The organism is Arthrobacter sp. K4-10C, assembly GCF_059090085.1.
In genome coordinates, this window is sequence record NZ_JBNHFI010000002.1 from 169702 (window position 1) to 192628 (window position 22927).

The 22927-nt window shown below is 66.4% G+C and carries 16 protein-coding genes; 6 read left to right on the forward strand and 10 right to left on the reverse strand.

Annotated features, from left to right (window positions below; translation table 11 throughout):
* Positions 1 to 37: 37 nt before the first annotated feature.
* From AC5RUU_RS03495 to AC5RUU_RS03540, 10 genes are all read right to left on the reverse strand, one after another.
* Positions 38 to 769, reverse strand: coding sequence for a glutamine amidotransferase (locus AC5RUU_RS03495; RefSeq protein WP_493973824.1), 732 nt, complete (start codon positions 767 to 769; stop codon positions 38 to 40).
* Between the two features lie 31 nt (positions 770 to 800).
* Complete coding sequence (locus AC5RUU_RS03500) at positions 801 to 1241, reverse strand: YybH family protein (RefSeq protein WP_493973825.1); 441 nt, start codon at positions 1239 to 1241, stop codon at positions 801 to 803.
* A 14-nt stretch (positions 1242 to 1255) separates the two neighbouring features.
* Complete coding sequence (locus tag AC5RUU_RS03505) at positions 1256 to 3064, reverse strand: acetyl/propionyl/methylcrotonyl-CoA carboxylase subunit alpha (protein WP_493973826.1); 1809 nt, start codon at positions 3062 to 3064, stop codon at positions 1256 to 1258.
* Positions 3065 to 3194: 130 nt separating this feature from the next.
* The gene (locus tag AC5RUU_RS03510) at positions 3195 to 3842 is read right to left on the reverse strand and encodes a Maf family protein (protein ID WP_493973827.1); all 648 of its coding nucleotides are present in this window, start codon (positions 3840 to 3842) and stop codon (positions 3195 to 3197) included.
* A 41-nt stretch (positions 3843 to 3883) separates the two neighbouring features.
* The gene (locus AC5RUU_RS03515; RefSeq protein WP_493973828.1) at positions 3884 to 6406 is read right to left on the reverse strand and encodes an MMPL family transporter; all 2523 of its coding nucleotides are present in this window, start codon (positions 6404 to 6406) and stop codon (positions 3884 to 3886) included.
* A gap of 16 nt (positions 6407 to 6422) precedes the next feature.
* Complete coding sequence (locus tag AC5RUU_RS03520) at positions 6423 to 7148, reverse strand: TetR/AcrR family transcriptional regulator (RefSeq protein ID WP_493973829.1); 726 nt, start codon at positions 7146 to 7148, stop codon at positions 6423 to 6425.
* Positions 7149 to 7568: 420 nt separating this feature from the next.
* The gene (locus AC5RUU_RS03525) at positions 7569 to 9014 is read right to left on the reverse strand and encodes a dicarboxylate/amino acid:cation symporter (RefSeq protein ID WP_493973830.1); all 1446 of its coding nucleotides are present in this window, start codon (positions 9012 to 9014) and stop codon (positions 7569 to 7571) included.
* Between the two features lie 169 nt (positions 9015 to 9183).
* Entirely contained in the window at positions 9184 to 10869 is a 1686-nt protein-coding gene (locus tag AC5RUU_RS03530; protein ID WP_493973831.1) for a DUF885 domain-containing protein, read from the reverse strand.
* Between the two features lie 58 nt (positions 10870 to 10927).
* A complete protein-coding gene (locus tag AC5RUU_RS03535; RefSeq protein ID WP_493973832.1) occupies positions 10928 to 11197 on the reverse strand; it encodes an acyl-CoA carboxylase subunit epsilon in 270 nt (89 codons plus the stop codon).
* Positions 11194 to 12777: an acyl-CoA carboxylase subunit beta gene (locus AC5RUU_RS03540; RefSeq protein ID WP_493973833.1), complete on the reverse strand. Its 1584-nt coding sequence runs from the start codon at positions 12775 to 12777 to the stop codon at positions 11194 to 11196. Before AC5RUU_RS03540 ends, AC5RUU_RS03535 begins: the two co-directional genes overlap by 4 nt.
* A 225-nt stretch (positions 12778 to 13002) precedes the next feature.
* Here AC5RUU_RS03540 and AC5RUU_RS03545 point away from each other — a divergent pair, with 225 nt between their 5' ends.
* The 6 genes from AC5RUU_RS03545 to AC5RUU_RS03570 all read left to right on the forward strand — a co-directional run bounded on the left by AC5RUU_RS03545 (position 13003) and on the right by AC5RUU_RS03570 (position 22890).
* Positions 13003 to 13890, forward strand: coding sequence for an SDR family oxidoreductase (locus tag AC5RUU_RS03545; protein ID WP_493973834.1), 888 nt, complete (start codon positions 13003 to 13005; stop codon positions 13888 to 13890).
* 15 nt (positions 13891 to 13905) lie between these two features.
* Complete coding sequence (locus AC5RUU_RS03550; protein WP_493974018.1) at positions 13906 to 13977, forward strand: antitoxin MazE-like protein; 72 nt, start codon at positions 13906 to 13908, stop codon at positions 13975 to 13977.
* 9 nt (positions 13978 to 13986) lie between these two features.
* Positions 13987 to 14895 carry a biotin--[acetyl-CoA-carboxylase] ligase gene (locus AC5RUU_RS03555; RefSeq protein ID WP_493973835.1) on the forward strand — a complete coding sequence of 303 codons (909 nt, stop codon included), beginning with the start codon at positions 13987 to 13989 and terminating at the stop codon, positions 14893 to 14895.
* Positions 14888 to 15487 carry a PH domain-containing protein gene (locus AC5RUU_RS03560; protein WP_493973836.1) on the forward strand — a complete coding sequence of 200 codons (600 nt, stop codon included), beginning with the start codon at positions 14888 to 14890 and terminating at the stop codon, positions 15485 to 15487. Before AC5RUU_RS03555 ends, AC5RUU_RS03560 begins: the two co-directional genes overlap by 8 nt.
* Complete coding sequence (locus AC5RUU_RS03565; RefSeq protein WP_493973837.1) at positions 15477 to 16601, forward strand: adenylate/guanylate cyclase domain-containing protein; 1125 nt, start codon at positions 15477 to 15479, stop codon at positions 16599 to 16601. Before AC5RUU_RS03560 ends, AC5RUU_RS03565 begins: the two co-directional genes overlap by 11 nt.
* Positions 16602 to 16764: 163 nt before the next feature.
* A complete protein-coding gene (locus tag AC5RUU_RS03570; RefSeq protein WP_493973838.1) occupies positions 16765 to 22890 on the forward strand; it encodes an Ig-like domain-containing protein in 6126 nt (2041 codons plus the stop codon).
* The last annotated feature ends 37 nt before the right edge of the window (positions 22891 to 22927 follow it).

Consider the following 22927-nt stretch of genomic DNA (forward strand, 5'->3'; position numbering starts at 1 on the left):
AAGGCTCGACGGCGGGCCGCGTCGACGGGGCGAAGGATTACGCGGCGTAGCGGGCCACGAAGTTCCGCAGGATGTTCATCGGTTCGGTGACGGTGAACTGCCGGGCATTTTCCATCAGCTCCTCCGCCGATTCCGGCGGGAAGTAGCCGGCGTGCCGGTAGATGTCGATCCGGGTGACCAGGCCGTCCACGTCCAGCTCGGGGTGGAACTGGGTGGCGTAGAGGTTGTTCCGGATCCGGAACATCTGCACCGGGCAGGCCGCTGACCGCGCCAGGAGCACCGCGTGCGGCGGCAGGGTGGTGCAGGCCTCCTTGTGTCCGGTGAAGGCCGTAAAAGTTCGGGGCATACCTTTGAGGACCGGGTCCGCCAGGCCGGCCTCCGTCAATTCGATCTCGACCCCGCCCAGCGGTTCACCGTAGGTCCGGTCAATGACCGCGCCCTGATGGGTGCCGAGTGTTCCCACGCCGTAACAGGCGCCCAAAAACGGGAAGTCCCGCGCCACCAGCTGGTCCAGGAGCCCGGACAGTTCCCGCTCTACCCGGCGCTGCACTTCGGTTTTTTCCGCCGGCGGATCGCTGGATGTGAAGGGACTGCCGCCCACGATCACCCCGGAGTAGCCGGAGAGCTCAAGATCAGGCATCGGCGCCGCCTCCAGCCGGACCCGGTGCAGTTCCTGCGGCTCCAGTCCGCCGTACCGGAGGTAGGCGGCGTACTCGTCTTCGGCGGCGGCGTCCTCGGCCCTGGACGCGAGCAGCAGGAAAGGCAACATCTGATAAGTGTGCCCTGCGGCGCCGCTGCTGTCAGCTGTTGGCGGGCTGGCTCAGCGAACGGCGGGACTGGGGACGGGCCGCAGGATCGGCGTGCCGGTGCACCACCTTCCAGTAGCCTTCCTCCCGGCGGAAGACACTGGTCACCCTGAGCGCGAATTCCTCAGCGACAGCGGCCCCGTCCAACCGGGCACGGAAGTGTTCGGTCTCCACCAGGTACGCGGTGTCCCGGGCAGTGTAGGAGGTGATGGTGTCAAAGCCAAGCATCTCGCCGTCCTGGAACTGCCGGGCCGCCTGGTCGAGCCGGGCCTCCACCTGCGCCCAGCCCCTGGCGATGCCGCCGAAGGGATTCGCCAGGGTGACGTCATCAAGCCGAGAGTACAGCTCTTTGATGGGTTCGGGGTTGCCCCGGGCGATTTCGGGGACCGCGGCGTGGTAGCGGTCCACTTCTTCCTGAAAGCTTGGTGCGAGCATGGGTGCCTCCGGGGCTAGTCTTCGATGGTGGCGATCACGGCGCCGGCGGTCACAGTCTCGCCGGCCGCTGCCTTGAGGCCTGTGACGGTGCCGGAACGGTGCGCGGTCAGGGGCTGTTCCATCTTCATCGCCTCAAGGACCACCACGAGGTCGCCCTCGGCCACCACGTCGCCGTCTGCAACGGCCACCTTGACGATGGTGCCCTGCATGGGGGAGGTCAGCGCATTGCCGGAGGCGGCTGCCGGGCCGCCCGAGCGGGCACGCTTTTTGGACTTGGCCGGCTTGGCGGCGGCCGCGGATCCGCTTCCCAGCGAGCCAAGGGACGCCGGCAGCACCACTTCCAGGCGCTTGCCGCCCACCTCCACCACCACGCGCTGGCGGTCCTCGGCGTCGTCCGTGTCAGCGGCGCCATCGGGGGTCCATGCGGGAAGGTTGTTGCTGAACTCGGTTTCGATCCAGCGGGTATGCACCGTGAAGGGACCCTCTGCGGGAGCAAAGGCAGGATCGGACACCACTGCCAGGTCGAACGGAATAACGGTGGGGATGCCCTCGACCACCATCTCTTCCAGTGCCCGGCGGGCCCGCTGCAGGGCCTGGGGCCGGCTGGCTCCGGTCACGATGAGCTTGGACAGCATGGAATCGAAATTGCCGCTGATCACGTCACCCTGCTCAATGCCGGAATCGATGCGGACTCCGGGTCCGGTGGGGTTTTTCAGGACGCGCACTGTTCCCGGTGCCGGCATGAAGTTCCGGCCCGGGTCCTCGCCGGTGATCCGGAACTCGAAGGAATGGCCGCGGACCTCGGGGTCGCCGTAACCGAGTTCCTCGCCGCGAGCCAGCCTGAACTGTTCGCGGACCAGGTCGATGCCGGTGACTTCCTCGGAGACACAGTGCTCCACCTGGAGCCGGGTGTTCACTTCCAGGAAGGAGATGGTGCCGTCCTGGCCCACGAGGAACTCGCAGGTGCCGGCGCCAAGGTAATGGGCCTCTTTCAGGATGGCTTTGGAGGATTCGTAAAGCCGCTGGTTCTGCTCCTCGGTGAGGAACGGGGCGGGAGCTTCCTCCACCAGTTTCTGGTTGCGGCGCTGCAGCGAGCAGTCGCGCGTGGACACCACCACCACGTTGCCGTGGGCGTCGGCCAGGCACTGGGTCTCGACGTGGCGGGGGGAGTCAAGGAAGCGCTCGATGAAGCATTCACCGCGGCCAAACGCCGCAGTGGCTTCCCGGACGGCGGACTCGTAGAGCTCGGGAATCTCTTCCCGGGTGCGGGCGACCTTGATGCCGCGGCCGCCGCCGCCGAAGGCGGCCTTGATGGCCACGGGCAGTCCGTGCCGGTCCACGAAGTCCAGCACTTCCTCCGCTGACTCCACGGGGTCGGCGGTACCGGGAACCAGGGGAGCGCCCACCTTTTCCGCGATGTGCCGTGCCCGGACCTTGTCGCCCAGCGCGGAAATGGCCTCCGGGGACGGACCGATCCAGGTGAGGCCGGCCTCGATCACGCGGGCTGCGAACTGCGCGTTCTCCGACAGGAAGCCATAGCCGGGATGGATGGCGTCCGCACCGGACTGCCGGGCGGCGTCGATGATTTTGTCCATCACCAGGTAGGACTCGGCTGCAGTATTGCCGCCGAGGGCGTAGGCCTCGTCAGCGAGGCGGACGTGCAGGGCGTCGCGGTCCGGGTCGGCGTAGACGGCCACGGAGGCGATGCCCTCGTCGCGCGCGGCGCGGATAATGCGGACGGCGATTTCACCGCGGTTTGCGATCAGCACCTTTGTGAGGGTCGACTGCGTGGTTCCTGCGGACTGCTCCAAATTTGCTGACAAGGCGTCTCCTTCTTTCCTTCAGGGAGCCTAGCGCGCTTTTGGAGGTTTCGCCGATATTACTTGCGGAATCCGCGGGTAAACCGGGAAGGCTTTGTAGGGAAGCTACAAGATCCGTTGAAACGGTGACGATTTACGCCGAAGGCCACAGGTCTGTGATCCGCACGTTAGCGGCGGCGAGCAGGCCCCGCAGGGTGGACACGGACAGTCCGACGACGGCGTGCGGGTCCCCGTCCACCTTGCGGATGAAGGCCCCGCCCAGGCCGTCGATGGTGAAAGATCCGGCGCAGTGCAGCGGTTCGCCGGTGGCGATATACGCGTCGATTTCGTCAGGTTCCATGTCCATGAAGGAGACCTCGGCGGAGGCAACCGCCCCCAAGGTGGCACCTGAGCCGGGGTCCCCGCCGTCGTCGTCCGCTTCCGTGTCCCGGCAGTCCACCAGCCAGTGACCTGTGTGCAGCACCCCCGCGTTGCCGCTCATCCGCAGCATCCGCTCCCGTGCGATGGCTGCCGTGTACGGCTTGCCGTGCGCCTCGCCGTCGAACTCGAACACCGAGTCGCAGCCCAGGACCAGCGCACCTTCGGCCTGGGGCAGGGCCGCCACCGCTTCGGCCTTGGCGCGGGCCAGCAGCAGCGCGGTGTCGTGCGGATCGGTGACTCCGTAGTGGGCCTGCACCGCGGCTTCGTCCACGTCCGAGACCAGGACCGAGTGCCTGATGCCGGCCTCGGCAAGGAGCTTGGTGCGGGCGGGGGACTGGGAGGCAAGTATCAGGCGGACCACGCCTTTAGCCTAGCCCGTCCCCGCAGGGACCGGAGCCGGAGTCAATGGACCAGCTCGCCGGATGCCTTCGCAGCCTCCGGCCGCTTGAGCTTGGCTCCCTCCACATCCACGTCCGGCAAAATCCGGTCCAGCCAGCGCGGCAGCCACCACGATTTTTCGCCCAGCAGGTACATCACGGCGGGAACGATGGTCATGCGGACTACGAAGGCGTCGAGCAGGACGCCGAAGGCCATCGCAAAGCCGAGGGGCCGGACCATGGTGAGGTGGCTGAAGATGAAGCCTGCAAAGACGCTCACCATAATGATCGCGGCGGCGGTCACCACGGCGGCGGCGTGCCGGAAGCCCACCCGGACTGCCTCCTTCGCGGACGAGCCGTGCATATAGGCCTCGCGCATGCCGGAGGCAATGAACACCTGGTAGTCCATGGCCAGTCCGAACAGGACACCGATCAGGATGATGGGCAGGAAGCTCAACACCGCGCCGGGGTTGGCGACATCGAAGACGCTTCCCAGCCACCCCCACTGGTACACGGCCACCACGGCGCCGAACGCCGCGGCGAGGGAGAGCAGGAACCCGCCGGTGGCGAGCAGCGGCACAACGATGGAGCGGAACACGAGCAGCAGCAGGATCAGGGACAGGCCGACGACGATCGCCAGGTAGGGCGGCAGGGCCTCGCCGAGTTTGGTGGAGACGTCGATATTGCCGGCGGTCTGGCCGGTCAGGCCCATGGCCACGTTGTATTCCGCCTGGATGTCATCGTTCAGGCCGCGCAGTTCGGAGACCACCTGGACGGTGCTTGCGCTGGCCGGGCCTTCCTTGGGGATGACCTGGAAGACGGCCGTCCGGCGGTCCCCGCTGAGCGCGACGGGCACGGCGGCCACCACGTTGTCGACCGCGCGCAGTTTGTCCGCGACGTCGTACTGCAGGGCCTGCGCCTGGGCCTCGTCAAGGTTGGCGGGGAACTCGCCCACGGCCACGATGGGACCGGTGACGCCTTCGCCGAAGCTCCGGGCTGTCAGGTCGTAGGCCAGGTAGGCCTCGGACTCCACGGGTTCCGAACCGCCGTCGGGCAGGGCAAGCTGCAGCTGCGCGGCGGGCAGGGCAAGGGTTCCCAGCAGGACCACGCCGGCGAGCAGTGCCAGCACCGGATGCCGGGTGACCAGGCCGCCCCACCCGTGCGTGCTGCGTTCACGGTCGGCCGCCTCATCTGCTGCCTCGTGCCCAGGCTCGGCGTTGTGAGCCTCCGCCTTGGCCCAGGCCCGCCGGGAAATGATCCGGCAGCCAATCAGCGACAACATGGCCGGGGTGAGGGTGATGGCCACCAGGACCGCCACGGCAACCGTGCCGGCGGCCGCGAGGCCCATGACCGAGAGGAACGGCAAACCGGGAACCACCAGTGCGGCGAGGGCGATGATGACCGTGAGGCCGGCAAAGACCACCGCGTTGCCGGACGTGCCGGTAGCCCGAGCGACGGACTCCCCGGGTTCCATCCCGGCAAGGAGCTGGGTGCGGTGCCGGTTCACGATGAACAGCGAGTAATCGATGCCCACGGCGAGGCCGAGCATAAGGGCCAGCATCGGCGAGATGGAGCTCATGTCGAAGAGGCCGGACAGCGCGAACGTGATGCCGACGCCCACTCCCACGCCCACTATTGCCATCAGCAGGGGCAGGCCCGCCGCTACCAGGGTCCCGAGCATGATGATCAGCACCAGGGCCGCCACGGCGATGCCGATGATCTCGGCGGCGCCGAAGAGTTCGGAGATGTCCTCGGTGATTTCCTTGCTGGCCAGTGCGGTGACCCCGGCCGAGGACGCCTCGTGGGCGATGTCCTGGACCTGCTGCCGGGTTTGGGGGCTCAATCCGTTGATGGAGGTGTTGAACTGAACCTGCGCGACCGCGGCCCGGCCGTCTTCGGAGACGAACCGGATGGCGGAGGATGCCGCCGCCTGGCGCTTGCCGAGTTCGAGCCTGGCCTTGTTCGCTTCGAGCTCCTGCCGGCCGGCCTCGAGCCTGGCTTCACCTTCCGCCAGCGCTGCTTTCTGCTGCCCCAGCTGTGCCTCCACCAGGGCTGCCGGGGCGCCCGCGGCAGCCAGCTGCTGCTCGGCGGCAGTGAGCTGGGCTTTGCCGGCCTCGAGCTCGGCGCGGGAGGCATCCAGCTGTGCCTGGCCGGCGGCCAGCTGCTGCGCGCCGTCGGTGATTGCCCGCCCTGCCTGGTCCACCTGGGCCTGGGTAGCGAACGGGTCCACGGTGCCGCGGACGTCCGGCAGGGTCTCGAGCTTCTTTAGTACATCCGTGACGGCGGCCCGGCTTCCGTCCGTGAAGCCGCCCTCGGGGGCTTCGAAAACGATGGTGGCGCTGCCGCCGGACGCCGAGGGCAGGTCCTGTTTCAGTTTGTCAGCGATCCGCTGGGTTTCGGTTCCCGGGATCTGGAAGTTGTTGGAAAGGGTGCCGTGGAAGGCTGCGGCCGAGCCGCCAACCGCCACCAGCGCGGCCAGCCACAGCGAGATGACCAACCAGCGCCGGCGGTAGGAGAATTTGCCGAGGCGGTAAAGGAACAGTGCCATGGGGGAACCGATCTGATCAGGCGGAACGGGAATCTGACGGGGAGGGCTGGACAGCCTTTCCTGCTGCAGGACGGGGGGTGCCTGTTGGCCGCGGAGACGCGTTGAAGCCGGCACCCAGCAGCGCCATGGCATCGATAAGCAGGTGCCGCAGCTCGGCCAGGGACGCGGGCGAGAGGTCCGGCCCGCGCCGGCTGAACCAGACTTCCAGGGCAGCCTTGCCGCCCGAGATAACGGAACCGGCCAGTGCGTGGACGTACAGGTCATCCTGCCCGCCGCGCATTCCCGCCACGCGTTCACGGGCAATCGCGAAAACTTGCGCCCTGCAGTGGTCCCAGGCCTCAAGTTCCGTATGGGACATGAGCGGACTTTGCTGGGTCAGCGTGAACAGTTCGGCCAGGGGTGCGATGGCCTTTGGATCGGCGAGGGCCATGAGGGCTGCCTGGGCTGATTCCAGCACGGGTTCCTCAGCCGGGCGGAGCCGCAGCTGCTGGATGGCGTTGTCCAGGAAAGCGTGGGTGATCGAGGCCAGGGCGGCGTCGGTGCTGCTGAAGTAGTTGAAGAATGTGCGCCGGGAGATTCCGGCCGCCTCTGCAATGTCCTCGGCCGTGAAGTTCCCGGGGCCCTTGGCGCGCAGAAGGCCGAGGGCGGCGTCGGTGATCGCCTGGCGCGTTGCCGCTTTGTTGAGCTCGCGCCGGGAGGGAGCGGCAGCCGGTTCCGCGGCCGGGGGAGGAGAAGTCGCCACGCTTCTTACACTACGTGCAAATTTGCACTCTGCGCAACTTCAATTCACAGCCGACTGAAAGTTTCCAACAGCCTGTCCAGAACCTTGTTTCCGATGCTGGGAGTGCCTTGAAGAGGCGAACCAGCAGCAGCTGTCACTGACGGCGGATCCAGGAGACAAAGAAATGTCACGCACAAAAGAAAATGACCCTCGGCCTGTCAGCCACGGCGCTGGCCCTTGCGGCCCGCATCGGAGTCGCCGGCATGGCCTCCGCACGGACGGCAAGCTGACGCGGGCGGAAGGTGATGCCGCCACCAAGGCGGTGGAAAACGGCGTGATCGGCGGCGGCGGACGCTGATGGTGCCGGCCCTGTAAGGGCATAAACGAAAGGAAGTCCCCGGGATCCTCCCGGGGACTTCCTTCGGTCACACTTCGCGGCGCTTAGGCTTTCGCGTCCTGCAGTTCGCGGGGCGTGGTGTCCGTGGCGATGCCGTCCGACGGTGCAACGTCAGCTTCGCTGGCCTTGTCGTCGTCAACAAAGGGGGTGCCGTTGCGCGGTGCGTTGTACAGCGACTCGTCCAGGATGCCCTGGCGCTTTGCCACGATGGTGGGGACCAGTGCCTGCCCTGCAACGTTCACCGCGGTGCGGCCCATGTCCAGGATCGGGTCGATCGCCAGCAGGAGGCCGACGCCGGCCAGCGGCAGTCCCAGTGTGGAGAGCGTCAGCGTGAGCATTACGACGGCGCCGGTGGTTCCGGCAGTTGCCGCCGAGCCCAGGACGGAAACCAGGGCGATCAGCAGGTACTGGCTGAAGTCGAGCTGGATGCCGAAGAACTGGGCCACGAAGATGGCGGAGACGGCCGGGTAGATGGCCGCGCAGCCGTCCATTTTGGTGGTGGCGCCCAGCGGCACCGCGAAGGAGGCATAGCCGCGTGGTACGCCCAGGCTGCGCTCGGTGACCCGCTGGGTCAGCGGCAGGGTGCCCACCGAGGAGCGGGACACGAAGGCAAGCTGGACTGCCGGCCAGACGCCCGAGAAGTACTGCTTGACCGAGAGCCCGTGGGTGCGGACCAGGAGGGGGTATACCGCGAAGAGCACCAGGGCGAGGCCTGCGTAGATGGCGAAAGTGAACTTGCCCAGGGAACCAATGGTGTCCCAGCCGTAGACGGCTACGGCGTTGCCGATCAGGCCGACGGTGCCGAGGGGTGCGATGCGGATGATCCACCACAACACCTTCTGGATGACGGCCAGGGCAGAGGCGTTGAGGTTCAGGAACGGTTCCGCTGCCTTGCCCACCTTGAGGGCGGCAACGCCGACGGCGATGGCGATGACCAGGATCTGCAGGACGTTGAAGCTCACCGAGGTGGTGACGGCACCGGATTCGGCCACGGTGGAGCTGGCACCCAGGCCGAGGAAGTTCTTGGGGAACAGCCCGATCAGGAACGCCCACCAGTCGCCCACCTTGCTCGGCGCTTCGCCTTCGCCCGTGATGCCCGTGTTGGCGCCGGGCTGCAGGAGGACGCCCAAGCCAATGCCGATCAGCACGGCAATCAGCGAGGTGATGGCAAACCACAGCAGCGTGTTCCACGCCAGCTTCGCAGCGTTGGACACCTGGCGCAGGTTGGAGATGGAGCTGACAACGGCGGTGAAGATCAGGGGAACGACTGCGGTCTGCAGCAGCGAAACATAGCTGGATCCGATGGTCTGCAGCGTTGCGCCGAGGCCGTTGGGGGCAGCCTTGGTGCTGCCGGTGTATTTGGCCAGCAGGCCGAGTCCGAGGCCGACGACGAGGGCGGCGATGATTTGGAAGCCGAACGAACCAGCCCACTTGGGGAACTGGAAGCCGGTCTTTCCTGCGGGATCTGAGGGGCGGGTCGAAGTGCTCACCCGAACACGCTAGGGTGCCAGCCAATACCACGGCGAATGAACATTGAGAAATATGACGCGGTCCTCGGACGCGGGTAATACGAAAAGCCCGAAAATCCAGCGGCATTCCGGGCTTTTGTTAACTTATTCCCAGCAGCTTTGTGGCAAACATCTCGCGCAAGAGTCGGGATTACACCAGCAGTGCCCGCCTCAGGGTGTCCAGCCCTACGGAACCGACGTTGAGTGCCCTGGTATGGAAATCCCGGAGCTCAAAACCCGGGCGGGCCTGGAGTTCGGCCCGGATCTGTTCCCAGAGCCGCTGCCCGACTTTGTAGGAGGGGGCCTGGCCCGGCCAGCCGAGGTAGCGGGCGAACTCAAAGTCGAGCTGGCCCTCGCTGATGGCCAGGTTCTGCTTCAGGAATCCGTAGCCCTTGTCCGGCGTCCAGAGGCCGGAACCCCAGCGGGGCGGAACCGTCAGTTCCAGGTGGACGCCGATGTCGAACACCACGCGGGCCGCACGCATCCGCTGCATGTCAAGCATGCCCATGTGGTCCCCGGGGTCGTTGAGGTAGCCCAGTTCCTGCATCAGTTTCTCGGCGTACAGTGCCCAGCCTTCGCCGTGGCCGGACGTCCAGCAGACGTTGCGCCGCCATTTGTTGAGCAGTTCCCGCCGGTAGGTGGCGGTGGCCACCTGGAGGTGGTGGCCCGGGACGCCTTCGTGATAGACGGTGGTGGTTTCGGCCCAGGTGGTGAAGGTGTCCTCGCCGGCCGGAACGGACCACCACATGCGGCCGGGCCTGCTGAAGTCATCGGACGGGCCTGTGTAATAGATGCCGCCCTCGTCCGTGGGCGCAATCAGGCACTCCAGCCTCTTCATGACGTCAGGGATGTCGAAGTGCACGCCGGCGAGTTCCGCCACGGCCTTGTCCGACAGTTCCTGCATCCATTCCCGCAACGCCTCCGTGCCTTTCAGCCCGCGGGCGGGATCGTTGTCAAGGATTTTCTTCGCTTCGGCAATGCCGGCGCCGGGCTTGATGGTGTCGGCCACTTCCTCCTGCTCGGCGATGATGCGGTCCAACTCTTCCACGCCCCACGCATACGTTTCTTCCAGGTCCACGGTGGCGCCTAGGAAGGACCGGGAGGCGAGGGCGTAGCGGGCCCGGCCCACGGCATCCTTTTCCGGGGCGGCGGGAAGCAGTTCGGTGCGGAGGAACTCGGCAAGCCTTGTGTAGGCGCTGCGGGCGGCGACTGAACCGGCGTCGAGCTTTTGCTGCACCTTTGCGCCCAGGGGCCCTGTCGTTGCGGCGGCGCCCGAAGCAAGTTTGGCGAAGAAGCCGTCAGCTGCGGCGTATTTGCCTGCCTGGTCGATGACGATTTTCACCTGGCGCGCCGCGGCAACCCGGCCGGCGTCGCGGGCCTGCCGCAGGGATTCGATGTAGCCGGCGATAGCCCCGGGTACGTTGTGCGCCCGCCCGGCAATGTTTGACCAGTCCTGTTCGCTTTCCCTGGGCATCAGGTCGAAGATGGAGCGGATGTCCTGGGCGGGCGAAGCAATGTTGTTCAGATCTGCATAGTCCCAGCCGGAGGCGTGGATCAGCAGCTGCAGGCCGAGGCGCTCCTGCATCGCGTCCACAGTGACGGTGTCCACATCATCCTGGGGTTCAAGCCCTTCGAGACCGGTCAGTGCCTGGCGCGCCGCCTCGGCGAACCCCGCGATGCCGGCGGGGGAGAAGTCCTGGAATTCTGTTTCGTGCCCCGGTACGCCCAGGGTGGTGGCGAGCGACGGGTTCAGGCTGATGAGCGTGTCCGTGTACGCGTCCGCGACGGCGTCAATGCGGGTATGCGGGCGTGCGGCAGGGGCGTTTTCAGTAGTCACCTCCCGAGACTAACGGGGCTCCGGAGGATGGGAAAGCACCCGGACCCCGCGCGCGCGCTCAGCCCCGGCTGCGCTTCCAGGCGCCGGGTCCCGGCGTGGGCGCGAGCCGCAGCTGTTGCCTGCGCACCCAGTGGCGGACGGTGGGGGTGCGCGCCGGAGCAGGTGACGAACCAACCAGGGACAGGACGACGGCGGTCAGCGCCGCAAGTTCCTCGGCGTCCGGCTGGCCCTTGACCACAGAAAAGAGCGGCGCCTGGGGTGCCCGCGGTGCTTCGGCTGCCCCGGAGGTTTCGAGAGCCTCAGCCGGCGGCTGCTTCGCGGCGTTCACAGCGGGATGTTTCCGTGCTTCTTGGCGGGGAGGCTGGCACGTTTGTCGCGCAGCGCGCGGAGGCCCTTGATGATATGGACCCGCGTGTCCGAAGGGGCGATGACGGCGTCAACATATCCGAGTTCGGCTGCCTGGTACGGGTTGAGGAGTTCCTCCTCGTACTGCCGGATGACCTCGGCCCGCCGCGCCTCGACGTCGCCGCCTGCTTCGGCAACTGCGGCGAGGTCGCGGCGGTAAAGGATGTTGACGGCACCCTGGGCACCCATCACGCCGATCTGCGCGGTAGGCCAGGCCAGGTTCAGGTCGGCGCCAAGCTTCTTCGAACCCATGACGATGTAGGCGCCACCGTAAGCCTTGCGGGTGATCACCGTCAGCTTTGGAACGGTGGCCTCGGCGTAGGCGTACAGCAGTTTCGCGCCGCGGCGTATGATGCCCTGGAACTCCTGGTCCTTTCCGGGCAGGAAGCCCGGCACGTCCACGAGCGTGATGATGGGGATGTTGAAGGCGTCGCAGTGGCGGACGAACCGGGCCGCTTTTTCAGAGGCTGCGATGTCCAGCGTCCCGGCGAACTGCAGCGGCTGGTTTGCCACGATGCCCACCGTGTGGCCTTCCACGCGGCCGTAGCCGATGATGACGTTGGGCGCGTACAGGGCCTGCATCTCCAGGAAATGGGCGTCGTCCACGATCTGCTCGATGACCGTGCGCATGTCGTAGGGCTGGTTGGCGGAATCCGGCACCAGCGTGTCCAGGGCGAGGTCGTCGTCGTCGATTTCCAGCTCCTGCTGGTGCTCCGCCACGGGCGCCTCCGACAGATTGTTGGAGGGCAGGAAGTCCAGCAGTTCGCGCACGAACTCGATGGCGTCGCCTTCATCGGAAGCCAGGTAGGTGGAGGTGCCTGTGGTGGAGTTGTGCTGGCGGGCGCCGCCCAGCGTTTCCATGTCCACGTCCTCGCCGGTGACGGTCTTGATGACATCGGGGCCGGTGATGAACATGTGTGAGGTCTTGTCCACCATCACCACGTAGTCCGTGAGCGCGGGGGAGTAGGCCGCGCCGCCGGCGGAGGGGCCCATGATCATGGAAATCTGGGGGACGACGCCGCTGGCGTGGACGTTGTTGCGGAAGATGTCCGCGAACATTGCCAGCGAGGCAACACCTTCCTGGATGCGTGCGCCGCCGCCGTCCAGGATGCCGACCACGGGGCAGCCGTTCCGCAGGGCGAACTCCTGCACCTTAACGATCTTTTCGCCGTTGACCTGGCTCAGGGAACCGCCGTACACGGAGAAGTCCTGGCTGTAGACGGCTACCAGGCGCCCGTCCACCGTGCCGTAGCCCGATACCAGGCCGTCGCCCAGGGGCTTCTTCTTTTCCATGCCGAATGCGGTGGAACGGTGTACTGCCAGGGCGTCGAACTCCACGAACGAGTCCTCGTCCAGCAGGAGGCCGATGCGTTCGCGGGCTGTGTTCTTGCCGCGGGCGTGCTGCTTTTCAATGGCTTCTGGGCCGGAGGGCTGTTCGGCACGGGCCTGGCGGTCGCGGAAATCGGCAATCTTTCCCGCTGTCGTGGTCAGATCGTGGCTCATCAGGTATCTCCGGCTCTGTTGCAGATTTGTTTCGTGGCGCTCTGGTTTCTGGCGGGCTAAGTCATGCCGGAGCTTAAGTAGCTTCCACACAAAGGACGAACCCTGCAGGCAAGTCTAGTGACGCTTTGGGCGGCCGCAGCTGTAGGGAACCTACAATTTTCTGCCGCGCCTCCAGCTGCACCGTCATGTTACTCGCGGGTAACTTTCTTGGGTTACAGTATGCAGATGACTTCGAGCAATGACGCTGCACACGCCAGTGCCGGCCCCTACCGTGCCTCAGGTTCGCTTCAGGGACAGACCATCCTCATCTCCGGCGGGAGCCGCGGCATTGGCCTGGCCATCGCCGTCCGCGCTGCCCGGGACGGCGCCAACATCGTCCTGATGGCAAAGACGGGAGAGCCGCACCCCAAGCTCGCCGGCACCGTCCACACCGCGGCCCGCGAACTGGAGGAAGCCGGCGGGCAGGCCCTGCCCCTGGTTGGTGATGTGCGCCGGGACGAGGACGTGGCCCGCGCAGTGGCGGCCGCCGTCGAGCGCTTCGGCGGCATCGACGTCGTCATAAACAACGCGTCCGCAATTGACCTTTCCAGGACCGATGACGTGGACATGAAAAAGTACGACCTGATGCAGGACATCAACGTCCGTGGCACGTTCCTGCTCTCCAAGCTCGCGCTGCCTGCCCTGCGCGCCTCAGGGCAGGGGCACATCCTCACGCTTTCGCCGCCCCTGAACCTTGACCCGGTCTGGGCTGGAAAACACCTGGCCTACACCATGGCGAAGTACGGGATGAGCCTCACCACGCTGGGACTCGCGGAGGAGCTGAAGGCCGACGGGGTCAGGGTCAATTCGCTTTGGCCCTGCACGCTGATCGACACTGCCGCCATCCGGAATATGCCCCACGGCGAGGTGATGGTCCAGGCCGCCCGGGGCCCGGCAATCATGGCCGACGCCGCCCATGCCATCCTCACCGGCAGCCATCTGGCCGCGGGCGGGGTGCCGAGCGGCAACTTCTATACGGACGAACAGGTCCTCGCGGCCGCGGGAGTCAGTGATTTCAGCCCGTACAGCCTCGGCGCGCCGGAGGACCAGCTGGTTCCGGACATCTTCCTCTAGCCGCGCTGTGCTGGGCTGCGCTGTGCCGGGCTGCGCCCTGTCCAGTTTTGGCTTGCCCGCTCCTCCCGTGCTGGTTTAGCTCGCTAGGATTTAGGCATGGATGACGCACATAACCCAGGCACCCCTCTGAAGCGCTGGGACCTGGATGACCGGCGTTTCCTGTCCGCCGCCGGAATCACCCGGATGGACGTGGTCGACTCCACCGGATCCACCAACGCCGACCTCCTCCATGCCGTCGCTGTCGAACCGGGCGCCTGGCCTGACATGTCGGTCCTCACGGCCGAGTACCAGACCGCCGCCAGGGGTCGCCTGGACAGGCACTGGGAAGCACCCCCGCTGAGTTCCATTTCCGTGTCGGTGGTGCTGCGGCCCGTCAACGCCGACGGCAGGCCGCTGCCCACCCACAGCTATTCCTGGCTCTCGCTGATCGCCGCGCTGGCGCTGCGGGAAACCCTCCTGGAAACAGCCGGCCTTCCCGCCGAACTCAAATGGCCCAACGATGTCTTGGTCCGCGGCAGGAAAATCGCCGGCATCCTGGCGCAGCTTGGCTCCATGGTGGACGGAACGCCGCCCCCGGTCATCCTGGGAACCGGCTTGAACGTCACCCTGCGCGAGGGCGAGCTCCCCGTTCCCACCGCCACGTCCGTGGCACTGGAGGGTGCCCGCACCACGGACCGGACATTGCTCCTGAAAAGCTACCTGTCGCATTTCGCCGTGCTCTACCGCAGCTTCTGCAACGCCGACGGCGACCCGGCAGCGGGGTTGGCCGGCGGACCGTCCCTGCACAAGCGGGTGGAAGCCGTCATGGCCACCCTGGGCAAGCAGGTGCGGGCGCAGCTGCCCGGGGACCACGAAATCATCGGGCACGCCTCACGGCTGGACGAGTACGGGTCGCTGCTGGTTGTGGACAGGGAGTCCAGGGAGCACGTTGTCACGGCCGGGGACGTGGTGCACCTGCGGCCGTGGACTTCCCCCGACGACGCCGGCCAAGGCGGTTATGCGTAAAGACCTCGTGCCGGGCGAGCAGGTGATTGTGACCACACGCCCGCAGCCGAGGAAGCTGGCAGGAGCCGCGCTCGCCTTCATCATGTCGCCCGCCCTTGCGGCGTTCGCTACGGCCTGGATTATCCGGGGTGAGGCCCGGCGGTATGTTCCCTTCCTCACTCCACAGTGGACCCCCTGGCTGGTTGCCGCCTGCGCCGGGGCCGCAGCATGGGTATGGCTGGGGTACTGCCTGCCACGCCTGCTGCGCTGGCATGGCACCCGTTACACGCTGACCAGCCGCCGGATGCTGGCCAGGTACGGCAGGCTCAAGCGGCGGGACCAGCAGGTCAACCTTGCGTGGGTGCGGAACCTGACTGTCCACGAGTCGGTGCTGCAACGCCTCCTGCGCTCCGGGAATATATCCTTGGAAACCGGGTACCAGGGCGTGGTGACTTTTCAGGACGTGCCCGAGGTGGCCCGGTTCCGGGAATTCATCCTCGACGCCATCGGGGAATTGCCGGACGATCGTGATGCCCAGCCGGGCGGCGCAACGCACTACCCCGCCGAAGCTTTGCCGTGGGATATGAGAGAAGGTGGACGGGATGACCGATGAGGACCAGCAGGAACGCCTCGACCCCATCGCGCCCCCACCCGCCACGGACCCGAACCCGCCTACCGGCACCATGTCCGCGGAACGGCTGGCAATGAAGGCGCTGGAAGCCAGGCTGCTGGGCGGGGAACGCAAGCTCCGCCGTCGTGAGGTCGCCGCCGGTGCGGGACTGTCCCTGCTGTCCGCGCGCAAGCTTTGGCGCGCCCTGGGCTTTCCCAACTTCGGCGATGACGACGTCGCCTTCACCGAACGCGACCAGGCAGCCCTCTCCACCGTGGTGGACCTCGTCCGGACCGGCAAGCTCACCGAGGAAGCCGCCATCTCGGTCACCCGTTCCATCGGCCAGATGACGGACCGGATGGTGGTGTGGCAGATCGAGGCACTAGTGGAGGACATGGTCCACGAGCAGGGCGTCACGGATGCCGTGGCCCGCAAACGCCTGGTCAACGAACTTCCCGCCCTGGTGGACGCGCTCGAGGAAGTGCTGGTCTACTCGTGGCGGCGCCAGCTCAACGCCGGAGTCCAGCGGCTCGCCGTCCGCGCGCAAGCTGGCCTGCAGGCCAGTGAAGAGGGCAGGGAAGGCGACGAGGATGATGCCCCGCTGCCGTTGGCCCGTGCCGTGGGGTTCGCCGACCTGGTGTCCTATACCAGCCTGTCCCGCCGCATGAATGAGAAAACGCTGGCCCGGCTGGTCCAGCGGTTCGAAAACAAGTGCGCCGAGATTATCTCCGTTGGCGGTGGCCGGCTTGTGAAGACCGTCGGTGACGAAGTCCTTTATATCGCCGAAACGCCGGCTGCCGGCGCGGAGATTTCGCTGGCACTTGCGCAGGCCTTTACCGAAGACGAAATCCTGCCCGAGGCCCGCGTTGCAATGGTGTGGGGCCGGATCCTTTCGCGGCTTGGGGACATCTACGGGCCCACCGTGAACCTTGCCGCCCGCCTGACCACCCTCGCCGATCCCGGAACAGTGCTGATCGATTCAATGACCGCCTCCGCCCTCGAGCAGGATGAGCGGTTTGTCATGGTTCCGCAGCCTCCGGAGAACGTGCGCGGCTTTGGTGAAATCCGGCCTGTCCGGCTGACCCGCGGGCTGGGCAAGGGGCTGGTGCTGGACTAGCCGCCGGCTTATCCAGGGTTTATCCATTTGTTGGCCTTACGGGCTATATTAGTTGTGCCCTGCTGCCGCACGGCCGGAGGCCGGCGGGCGCCGGACTCTATCTGGGGGAAGTCTTTCGATGAATTTTCGCGGACCCGTTCGCGCAAAAAGCGGCCGCTCAGCAATGCCGTTCCGCAGCCGCCTTCCCCGTTCCCGCGCTTTTGGGGGCACCGTTATTGGCCTTGCCCTCGCCCTGCTGGTGGTGGCAGCGGTCGTCTATCCGGGGTTTAAGACCGCTGAGGTGGAGTTGAATGACGGCGGCGTGTGGGTGGTGTCGAAGTCCAAGAACGCGGTGGGGCGGTTGAATTATCCGTCGCGGGTCCTGGACGGTGCGGTGACGCCTGCTTCGACGACGTTTGACATTCTTCAGGATGCCGGGGATGTGTTTGTTGATGATGATTCGGGTTCGACGTTGAATCAGGTGTCGCCGGCGAATTTGCGTTTGGGTGGGGACAAGCAGTTGCCGGGGGCGGCGGATGTGAGTCTCGGGTCCGAGGTGATTTCGGTGACGGATGCGGCCTCGGGCAAGGTGTGGGCGGTGTCGCCGTCCACGGTGAATGGTTTTGATGAGGAAGCTTCAGAGCCGGTGTTGGTGGGTTCGGAAGGCACTGTTTCCGCCGTGGGGGAGGATGACCGGATTTATTCGGCGGATCCGGAGTTGGGCGTGGTCACCGTTACCGGCGTGGACGCCAATGGTGCTGTGGTGTCTTCGGAGTCTGAAACCTGGGGTGGGTTGAAGGGTTCGGGGGACCTGCAGATCAGCGTGGTGGGGGACAAGCCCGTGCTCCTGGATGCGGCGGCGGGGAGGTTGTTCCTGCCGGGTGGGAAGCGGCTGCAGTTGGAGAACGCGCGGGATGCGAAGTTGCAGCAGGGCGGCCCGGCCAGCGATTTTGTTGCCATCTCCACGCAGAAGGCGTTGTTGAAGCAGCCGTTGGATGGCGGTACGGCCAAGATGGTGACGTTCGATGGTGAGGGTGTCCCTGCTGCCCCGGTGCAGTTGGGCGGGTGTGTGCATGCGGCGTGGTCGGGGGCGAACAAGTATGTCCGTGATTGTGTCAACGATGGTGATGATAAGAACGTGGACGTGCCCAAGGCGAGTGCGTCGCCGTCGTATGTGTTCCGGGTGAACCGGGATCTGGTGGTCCTGAACGATGTGAACTCGGGCAATGTGTGGCTGGTCAACCAGAACATGCAGCTGGTCAACAACTGGGACGACGTCATTCCGCCGAAGGAGACGTCCGACGACGCCGACAAGGACTCCGCCGACGAGGTACAGCAAACAGTCCTTCCCGACCGCACCAAACCCAACAGCCCGCCGGCGGCAAAACCGGACTCCTTCGGAGTCAGGGCCGGAAAAACCACCGTCCTGCCGATCCTGGACAACGATTCAGACCCCGACGGCGACATCCTTACCCTCCGCCCGCCCGCCGGGGTGAAAACGGGAACCCTGTCCAGCATCTACGGCAGCACCGGTTTCCAGATCGCCGTGCCCGCCGACAAAGCGGGAACCGATTCGTTCCAGTACACGGTTGACGACGGCCGCGGGCTGTCCGCAACTGCCGACGTTGCCTTGCGCGTCGTGCCCGCCGGAGAGAATACGGCACCGCAGCAGAAACCGAACCGCGAAACGGCGCTCGTGATCCAGCAAGGCAAGGCACTCAGCCAGAACATCCTGGCCAACTGGATCGACCCCGACGGCGACGACCTCTTCGCGGAATCCGTCAGCAGCCCCGACCCGCTGGACCAGGTCAGGATCAGGCCGGACGGCCAGCTCACCTTCCAGGACTCCGGAACAGCACCCGGCCGCAAAATCCTCACCGTCCGGATTTCCGACGGTACAGCCGCGGCGGAGGGACGGATCACCGTCGACGTCCGCGCACCGGGATCCCTGCCGCCGGTGGCCAACGCCGACCACGTCATCGCCGTGGCCGGTACGGATACAGTGATCGCCCCGCTGAAGAACGATATCGATCCCCAGGGCGGGTCCCTGCGCCTTGCCCAGGCCAGCACCGATGAACAGTCAACCGCAACGCTCGGGGCGGACCAGCAAACGTTCACCTTCACATCCGACGTCCTTGGCGCCCACTACGTCTCCTACCTGGTAACCAACGGCCCGGCCAGCGCCCAGCAACTGGTCCGCGTCGACGTCGTTCCCGGTGATGACGAGGGCGCCCCGGTCGCGGTGCGCGACATTGCCCTGCTTCCCACCGGCGGCAGCGTGCTGGTGGACGTGCTGGGCAATGATTCCGACCCGTCCGGCGGCGTGCTGGTGGTCCAGTCCGTGACCGCGGACTCCAGCCTGCCCGTCAGCGTCTCCGTCCTGGACCATTCGGTGGTGCGTGTGACCGACATCCGCGCCGAAGGCCAGCTGACCATGAAGTACACCATCTCCAACGGGCGCTCTTCCGCCGTCGGCGAGATCGCCGTGCTGCTGGTCCCGGCGCCGGCCAAACTCCAGCCTCCACAGGCCAAGCCGGACGAAGCCACGGTGCGCGCGGGGGACGTAGTGACTATCCCGGTCCTTGAGAACGACACCGACCCCAACGGCGGAAAGCTGGCACTTGTCCCGGAACTGGCCCAGCAGCCCGATGCGGCGGACGGACGGATGTTCGTGTCCGGCGACGCGCTGCGGTTCATTGCCGGAGAGACGGCCAGGACGGTCTATGCCATCTACAAGGTCCGCAACGATACCGGGCAGGTGGACTCGCAACAGGTCACCATCCGGATCCAGGCGCGGGACGACGAACGCAATTCCCGCCCCGAACCGAAGAACCTGACGGCACGCGTTGTTTCCGGGATGACAGTGAAGATCCCGGTACCGCTGGACGGGATAGACGTCAACGGTGACTCCGTCCAGCTCATCGGCATCGACAACGCCGCGGCCATGGGCACCGCCACCGTCAGGGACGGCTACCTTGAATTCACGGCCGCAGGAGATGCCGCCGGAACCGATACCTTCACGTACCGGGTGCGTGACCGCATCGGTGCCGAGAACACGGGAACGGTGATTGTAGGCATCGCCCCGCCCGAAGCCAACAACCAGAACCCCATCGCGGTGGATGACTCCATCGACATCCGCCCGGGCCGCAAAGTGGCGGTGGACGCGCTGGCCAACGACTCAGACCCCGACGGCGACCCGATCGCGCTGCGCTCCAACGCTTTCGAGGCACCGACTGACCTGCAGGTGGAAGCCACGGAGGACTCCAAGGTACTGCTCACGGCCCCGCCGGTGGCGGGCAACGCCAGCATCGGTTACGGCGTCCAGGACGACAAGAAGGCAGAGGCCCGTGCCGCCGTCCGGATCCGCGTCAGTCCTGATGCCGAACTCAAGCGCCCTGCCGCGAAGGACGACAGGGTGACGCCGGCAGAAACCCTGGGCAAGACCGCCGTGGATGTCCCGGTGCTGAAGAACGACTCCGACGCCGACGGCGTTGCCGCCGACCTTAAAATTGGCCTTCCGGACGGCAATCCCAACGCCCGGGCCGGCGGCTCCGGCAACGTAGTGGTGACCCTGGCTCCGCAAGACCAGCTGATTCCCTACACAGTCACGGACGTTGACGGCCTCAGCTCAACCGCCGTCCTGTGGATCCCCGGGCAGGGAGCCCAGTACCCCAGCCTGGCGCGGTCCGACACCGTGGAAGTGATGGCCGGCAAGGAAGTCACCCTCCAGCTCAACGAGTACGTCCGGGTGCAGGAAGGAAAACGTCCGCGTATTACTGTTGCGGATTCGGTCCAGGTCCAGGGCGCCGCACCGGAGAACGTCATCGCCGGGGACGGAACAGCGCTCCGTTACGCCGCAAAGCCGGACTATGTGGGCCCCGGCTCGCTGACCTTCGAAGTCACCGACGGCAACGGACCCGACGATCCCAACGGCCTGAAATCCACGCTGGTGATCATGACCAAGGTGATACCGGACCCCCATGCCAACCACCCACCCACGTTCAGCGGGGCCGCCCTGGACGTGCCCAAGGCGGAAACGGGAACGCTGGACCTTGGGCCGCTCGCAACGGACGTTGATGAGCAAGACAAGGGCAACCTCAGATTCGAACTCGACGGCGGCCTCCCGGCAGGGTTCTCGGCTACGGTGAAGGGCAGCGTCCTGGAAGTCCGCGCCGAAACCTCAGTGGCTGCCGGATTCACCGGCAATATCCCTGTCCGGGTCACCGACGGCAGGTCCCCGGCGGTCAAAGCGAACATTTCGGCGCGCCACGTTGCCTCCACCCGGCCGATGCCGGTCGCCAACGACGACGTCGTCGGGAAAGCCAACGCGGGCAAGACCGAAACCGTGAACGTCCTCGGGAACGACGGAAACCCGTTCGACGACGCACCGCTGAAACTCGTCTCCGCGGGGGTTGAAACCGGGTCCGCTGCCGGACAGCCTACGTTCGAGGGCGACTCTGTCACCGTGACGCCCGCCCAGGGCTTCAAGGGCGTGCTCGTGGTCCGCTACACAGTGGTGGACAAGACCGGTGACGTGTCCCGGCAGGCCACCGGCCGCCTGCGCCTGACCGTCCGCGACGTGCCCGACGCGCCGTCCCCGCCTACCGCCACGGACGTCCGCAGCCGGACCGCCGTGCTCAAGTGGGCGCCGCCGTCGGACAATGGCGCTGCCATCACCGGCTACCGGGTGGAATCAAACAGCGGCTTCACCCAGTCATGCCCCACCACCACCTGCACCCTGTCCGGACTGACCAACGACGTCAAATACGTCTTTACGGTCATCGCCGAGAACGAGGTGGGCAAGTCCCAGCCCTCGGCGGCCTCCAACGAGATCCGGCCGGACGAAAAGCCGTCGCCCCCGGAGGCGCCCTCGGTAAAGGCCGGCGACAAGAACATGGTCATTACCTGGCCCGCCGCCAAAACCGAGGGCTCGGCGGTAAAGCACTACAACCTGGAGATCTCCCCGCCGCCGGCCAACGGCGTGGCTGTCAAGAACGAAGTGGGCGGCCTCAACTACACCTGGAGCGGCCTGACCAACGGCGTGAAGTACCGGGTCCGGGCCCAGGCGGTCAATGAACTCGGTCCCTCCGACTGGGGCATCTACTCGGTGGAAGACAACCCCGCCGGGGTCCCCGCCGCGCCGGCTGCCCCCGGCACGGCAGTGGCGGGCGCGGTCGGCAGCGAAAACCAGATCCGGGTGGACTGGGCGGAACCTGACACCAACGGCGACCCCATCCGCAACTACTACGTCACCATGAGCGGCGGCGGCTCCGGCCCGCAGACGCAGGTGGTGGCTGGAACCGTGCGCACCGCCGTGTTCCGGGCCCAGAACTCGGAAACGGCCTACACGTTCACGGTCCAGGCCGAAAACAAGGCCGGCAAGGGAGCTGTCAGCCCGTCCTCCGCACCCCGACGGGCGACGGGAAAACTCGCCCAGGTGACCGGTGTCAGCGCCACGCCCGCAAACACGGACGGGGCCGGCCGCCAAATCACCATCCAGTTCAACCAGCTCACCGACGCACAGCGTAACGGCTCCCGGGCCGAGGAAGTCAGTTACCGGTACTCCGCGGGCGGACAGAGCGGACCCATCAGCCCGGGCCAGACCGTGGGCGGCTTCACCAACGGACAGGCCCTTTCCGTCACCGTGACTGCAGTCTCCACCGTGGCGCCGAGCTCCGACGCCAGCGCGCCGGCACGAGCCACGCCGTACGGTTCGCCGGGCACGCCATCAGCGAGCGGCACCAACGGAAAACTCAACGACCAGACAGTAACCCTTAGCTGGTCGTCGCCGTCCACGTCCACTAACGACGTCGCGGAAACCAGGATCATGATCAGCGGCGGCGGGTGGGAGACTGTCGCACCCTCCGGCAGTCGCACCATCAACACCGGGGGATGGGAACAGTCCCGCACCATCACCGTGCAGACCTTCAATTCCCTGGGCACCGGCAGCGCACAGGTCAGTGCCACCGCCACCTCCGGCAAGAGGGGTGAATGGACCACCCGGCTGAGCTCGGCAGACCCGGAGTTTGTGAGGTCCTGCACCTACACGCTGGGCGGAGCGAACTACCGGCCGGCCCCCTATTACGACTGTGACGGCATCAACGCGCACCGGCCGCCCTGGCTGTACGTTGCCGACCAGCACACCCTGATTGTCCGCTGCTACATCATCCAGAGCGACCATTGGACGCCCAACCCGATCCAGGCGTGGTACCGGATCGAACCGGGGTCCGCAAGCAACGTGGGCCGCTACGTAGTGGCCGGTGCCACCACGCTGGGCCAACCGGGCTCTGCAGGTGTTCCGCCATGCTGACGCGCTGGGCAGCAGAAACCGCAGGCCACGCGCTGGG

Bases quoted from the DNA above. Each gene is read 5' to 3' on its own strand.
- AC5RUU_RS03495 (WP_493973824.1), bottom strand. From the start codon at position 769: ATGTTGCCTTTCCTGCTGCTCGCGTCCAGGGCCGAGGACGCCGCCGCC.
- AC5RUU_RS03500 (WP_493973825.1), bottom strand. From the start codon at position 1,241: ATGCTCGCACCAAGCTTTCAGGAAGAAGTGGACCGCTACCACGCCGCG.
- AC5RUU_RS03515 (WP_493973828.1), bottom strand. From the start codon at position 6,406: ATGGCACTGTTCCTTTACCGCCTCGGCAAATTCTCCTACCGCCGGCGC.
- AC5RUU_RS03540 (WP_493973833.1), bottom strand. From the start codon at position 12,777: ATGAGCCACGATCTGACCACGACAGCGGGAAAGATTGCCGATTTCCGC.
- AC5RUU_RS03545 (WP_493973834.1), top strand. From the start codon at position 13,003: ATGACTTCGAGCAATGACGCTGCACACGCCAGTGCCGGCCCCTACCGT.
- AC5RUU_RS03555 (WP_493973835.1), top strand. From the start codon at position 13,987: ATGGATGACGCACATAACCCAGGCACCCCTCTGAAGCGCTGGGACCTG.
- AC5RUU_RS03560 (WP_493973836.1), top strand. From the start codon at position 14,888: ATGCGTAAAGACCTCGTGCCGGGCGAGCAGGTGATTGTGACCACACGC.
- AC5RUU_RS03565 (WP_493973837.1), top strand. From the start codon at position 15,477: ATGACCGATGAGGACCAGCAGGAACGCCTCGACCCCATCGCGCCCCCA.
- AC5RUU_RS03570 (WP_493973838.1), top strand. From the start codon at position 16,765: ATGCCGTTCCGCAGCCGCCTTCCCCGTTCCCGCGCTTTTGGGGGCACC.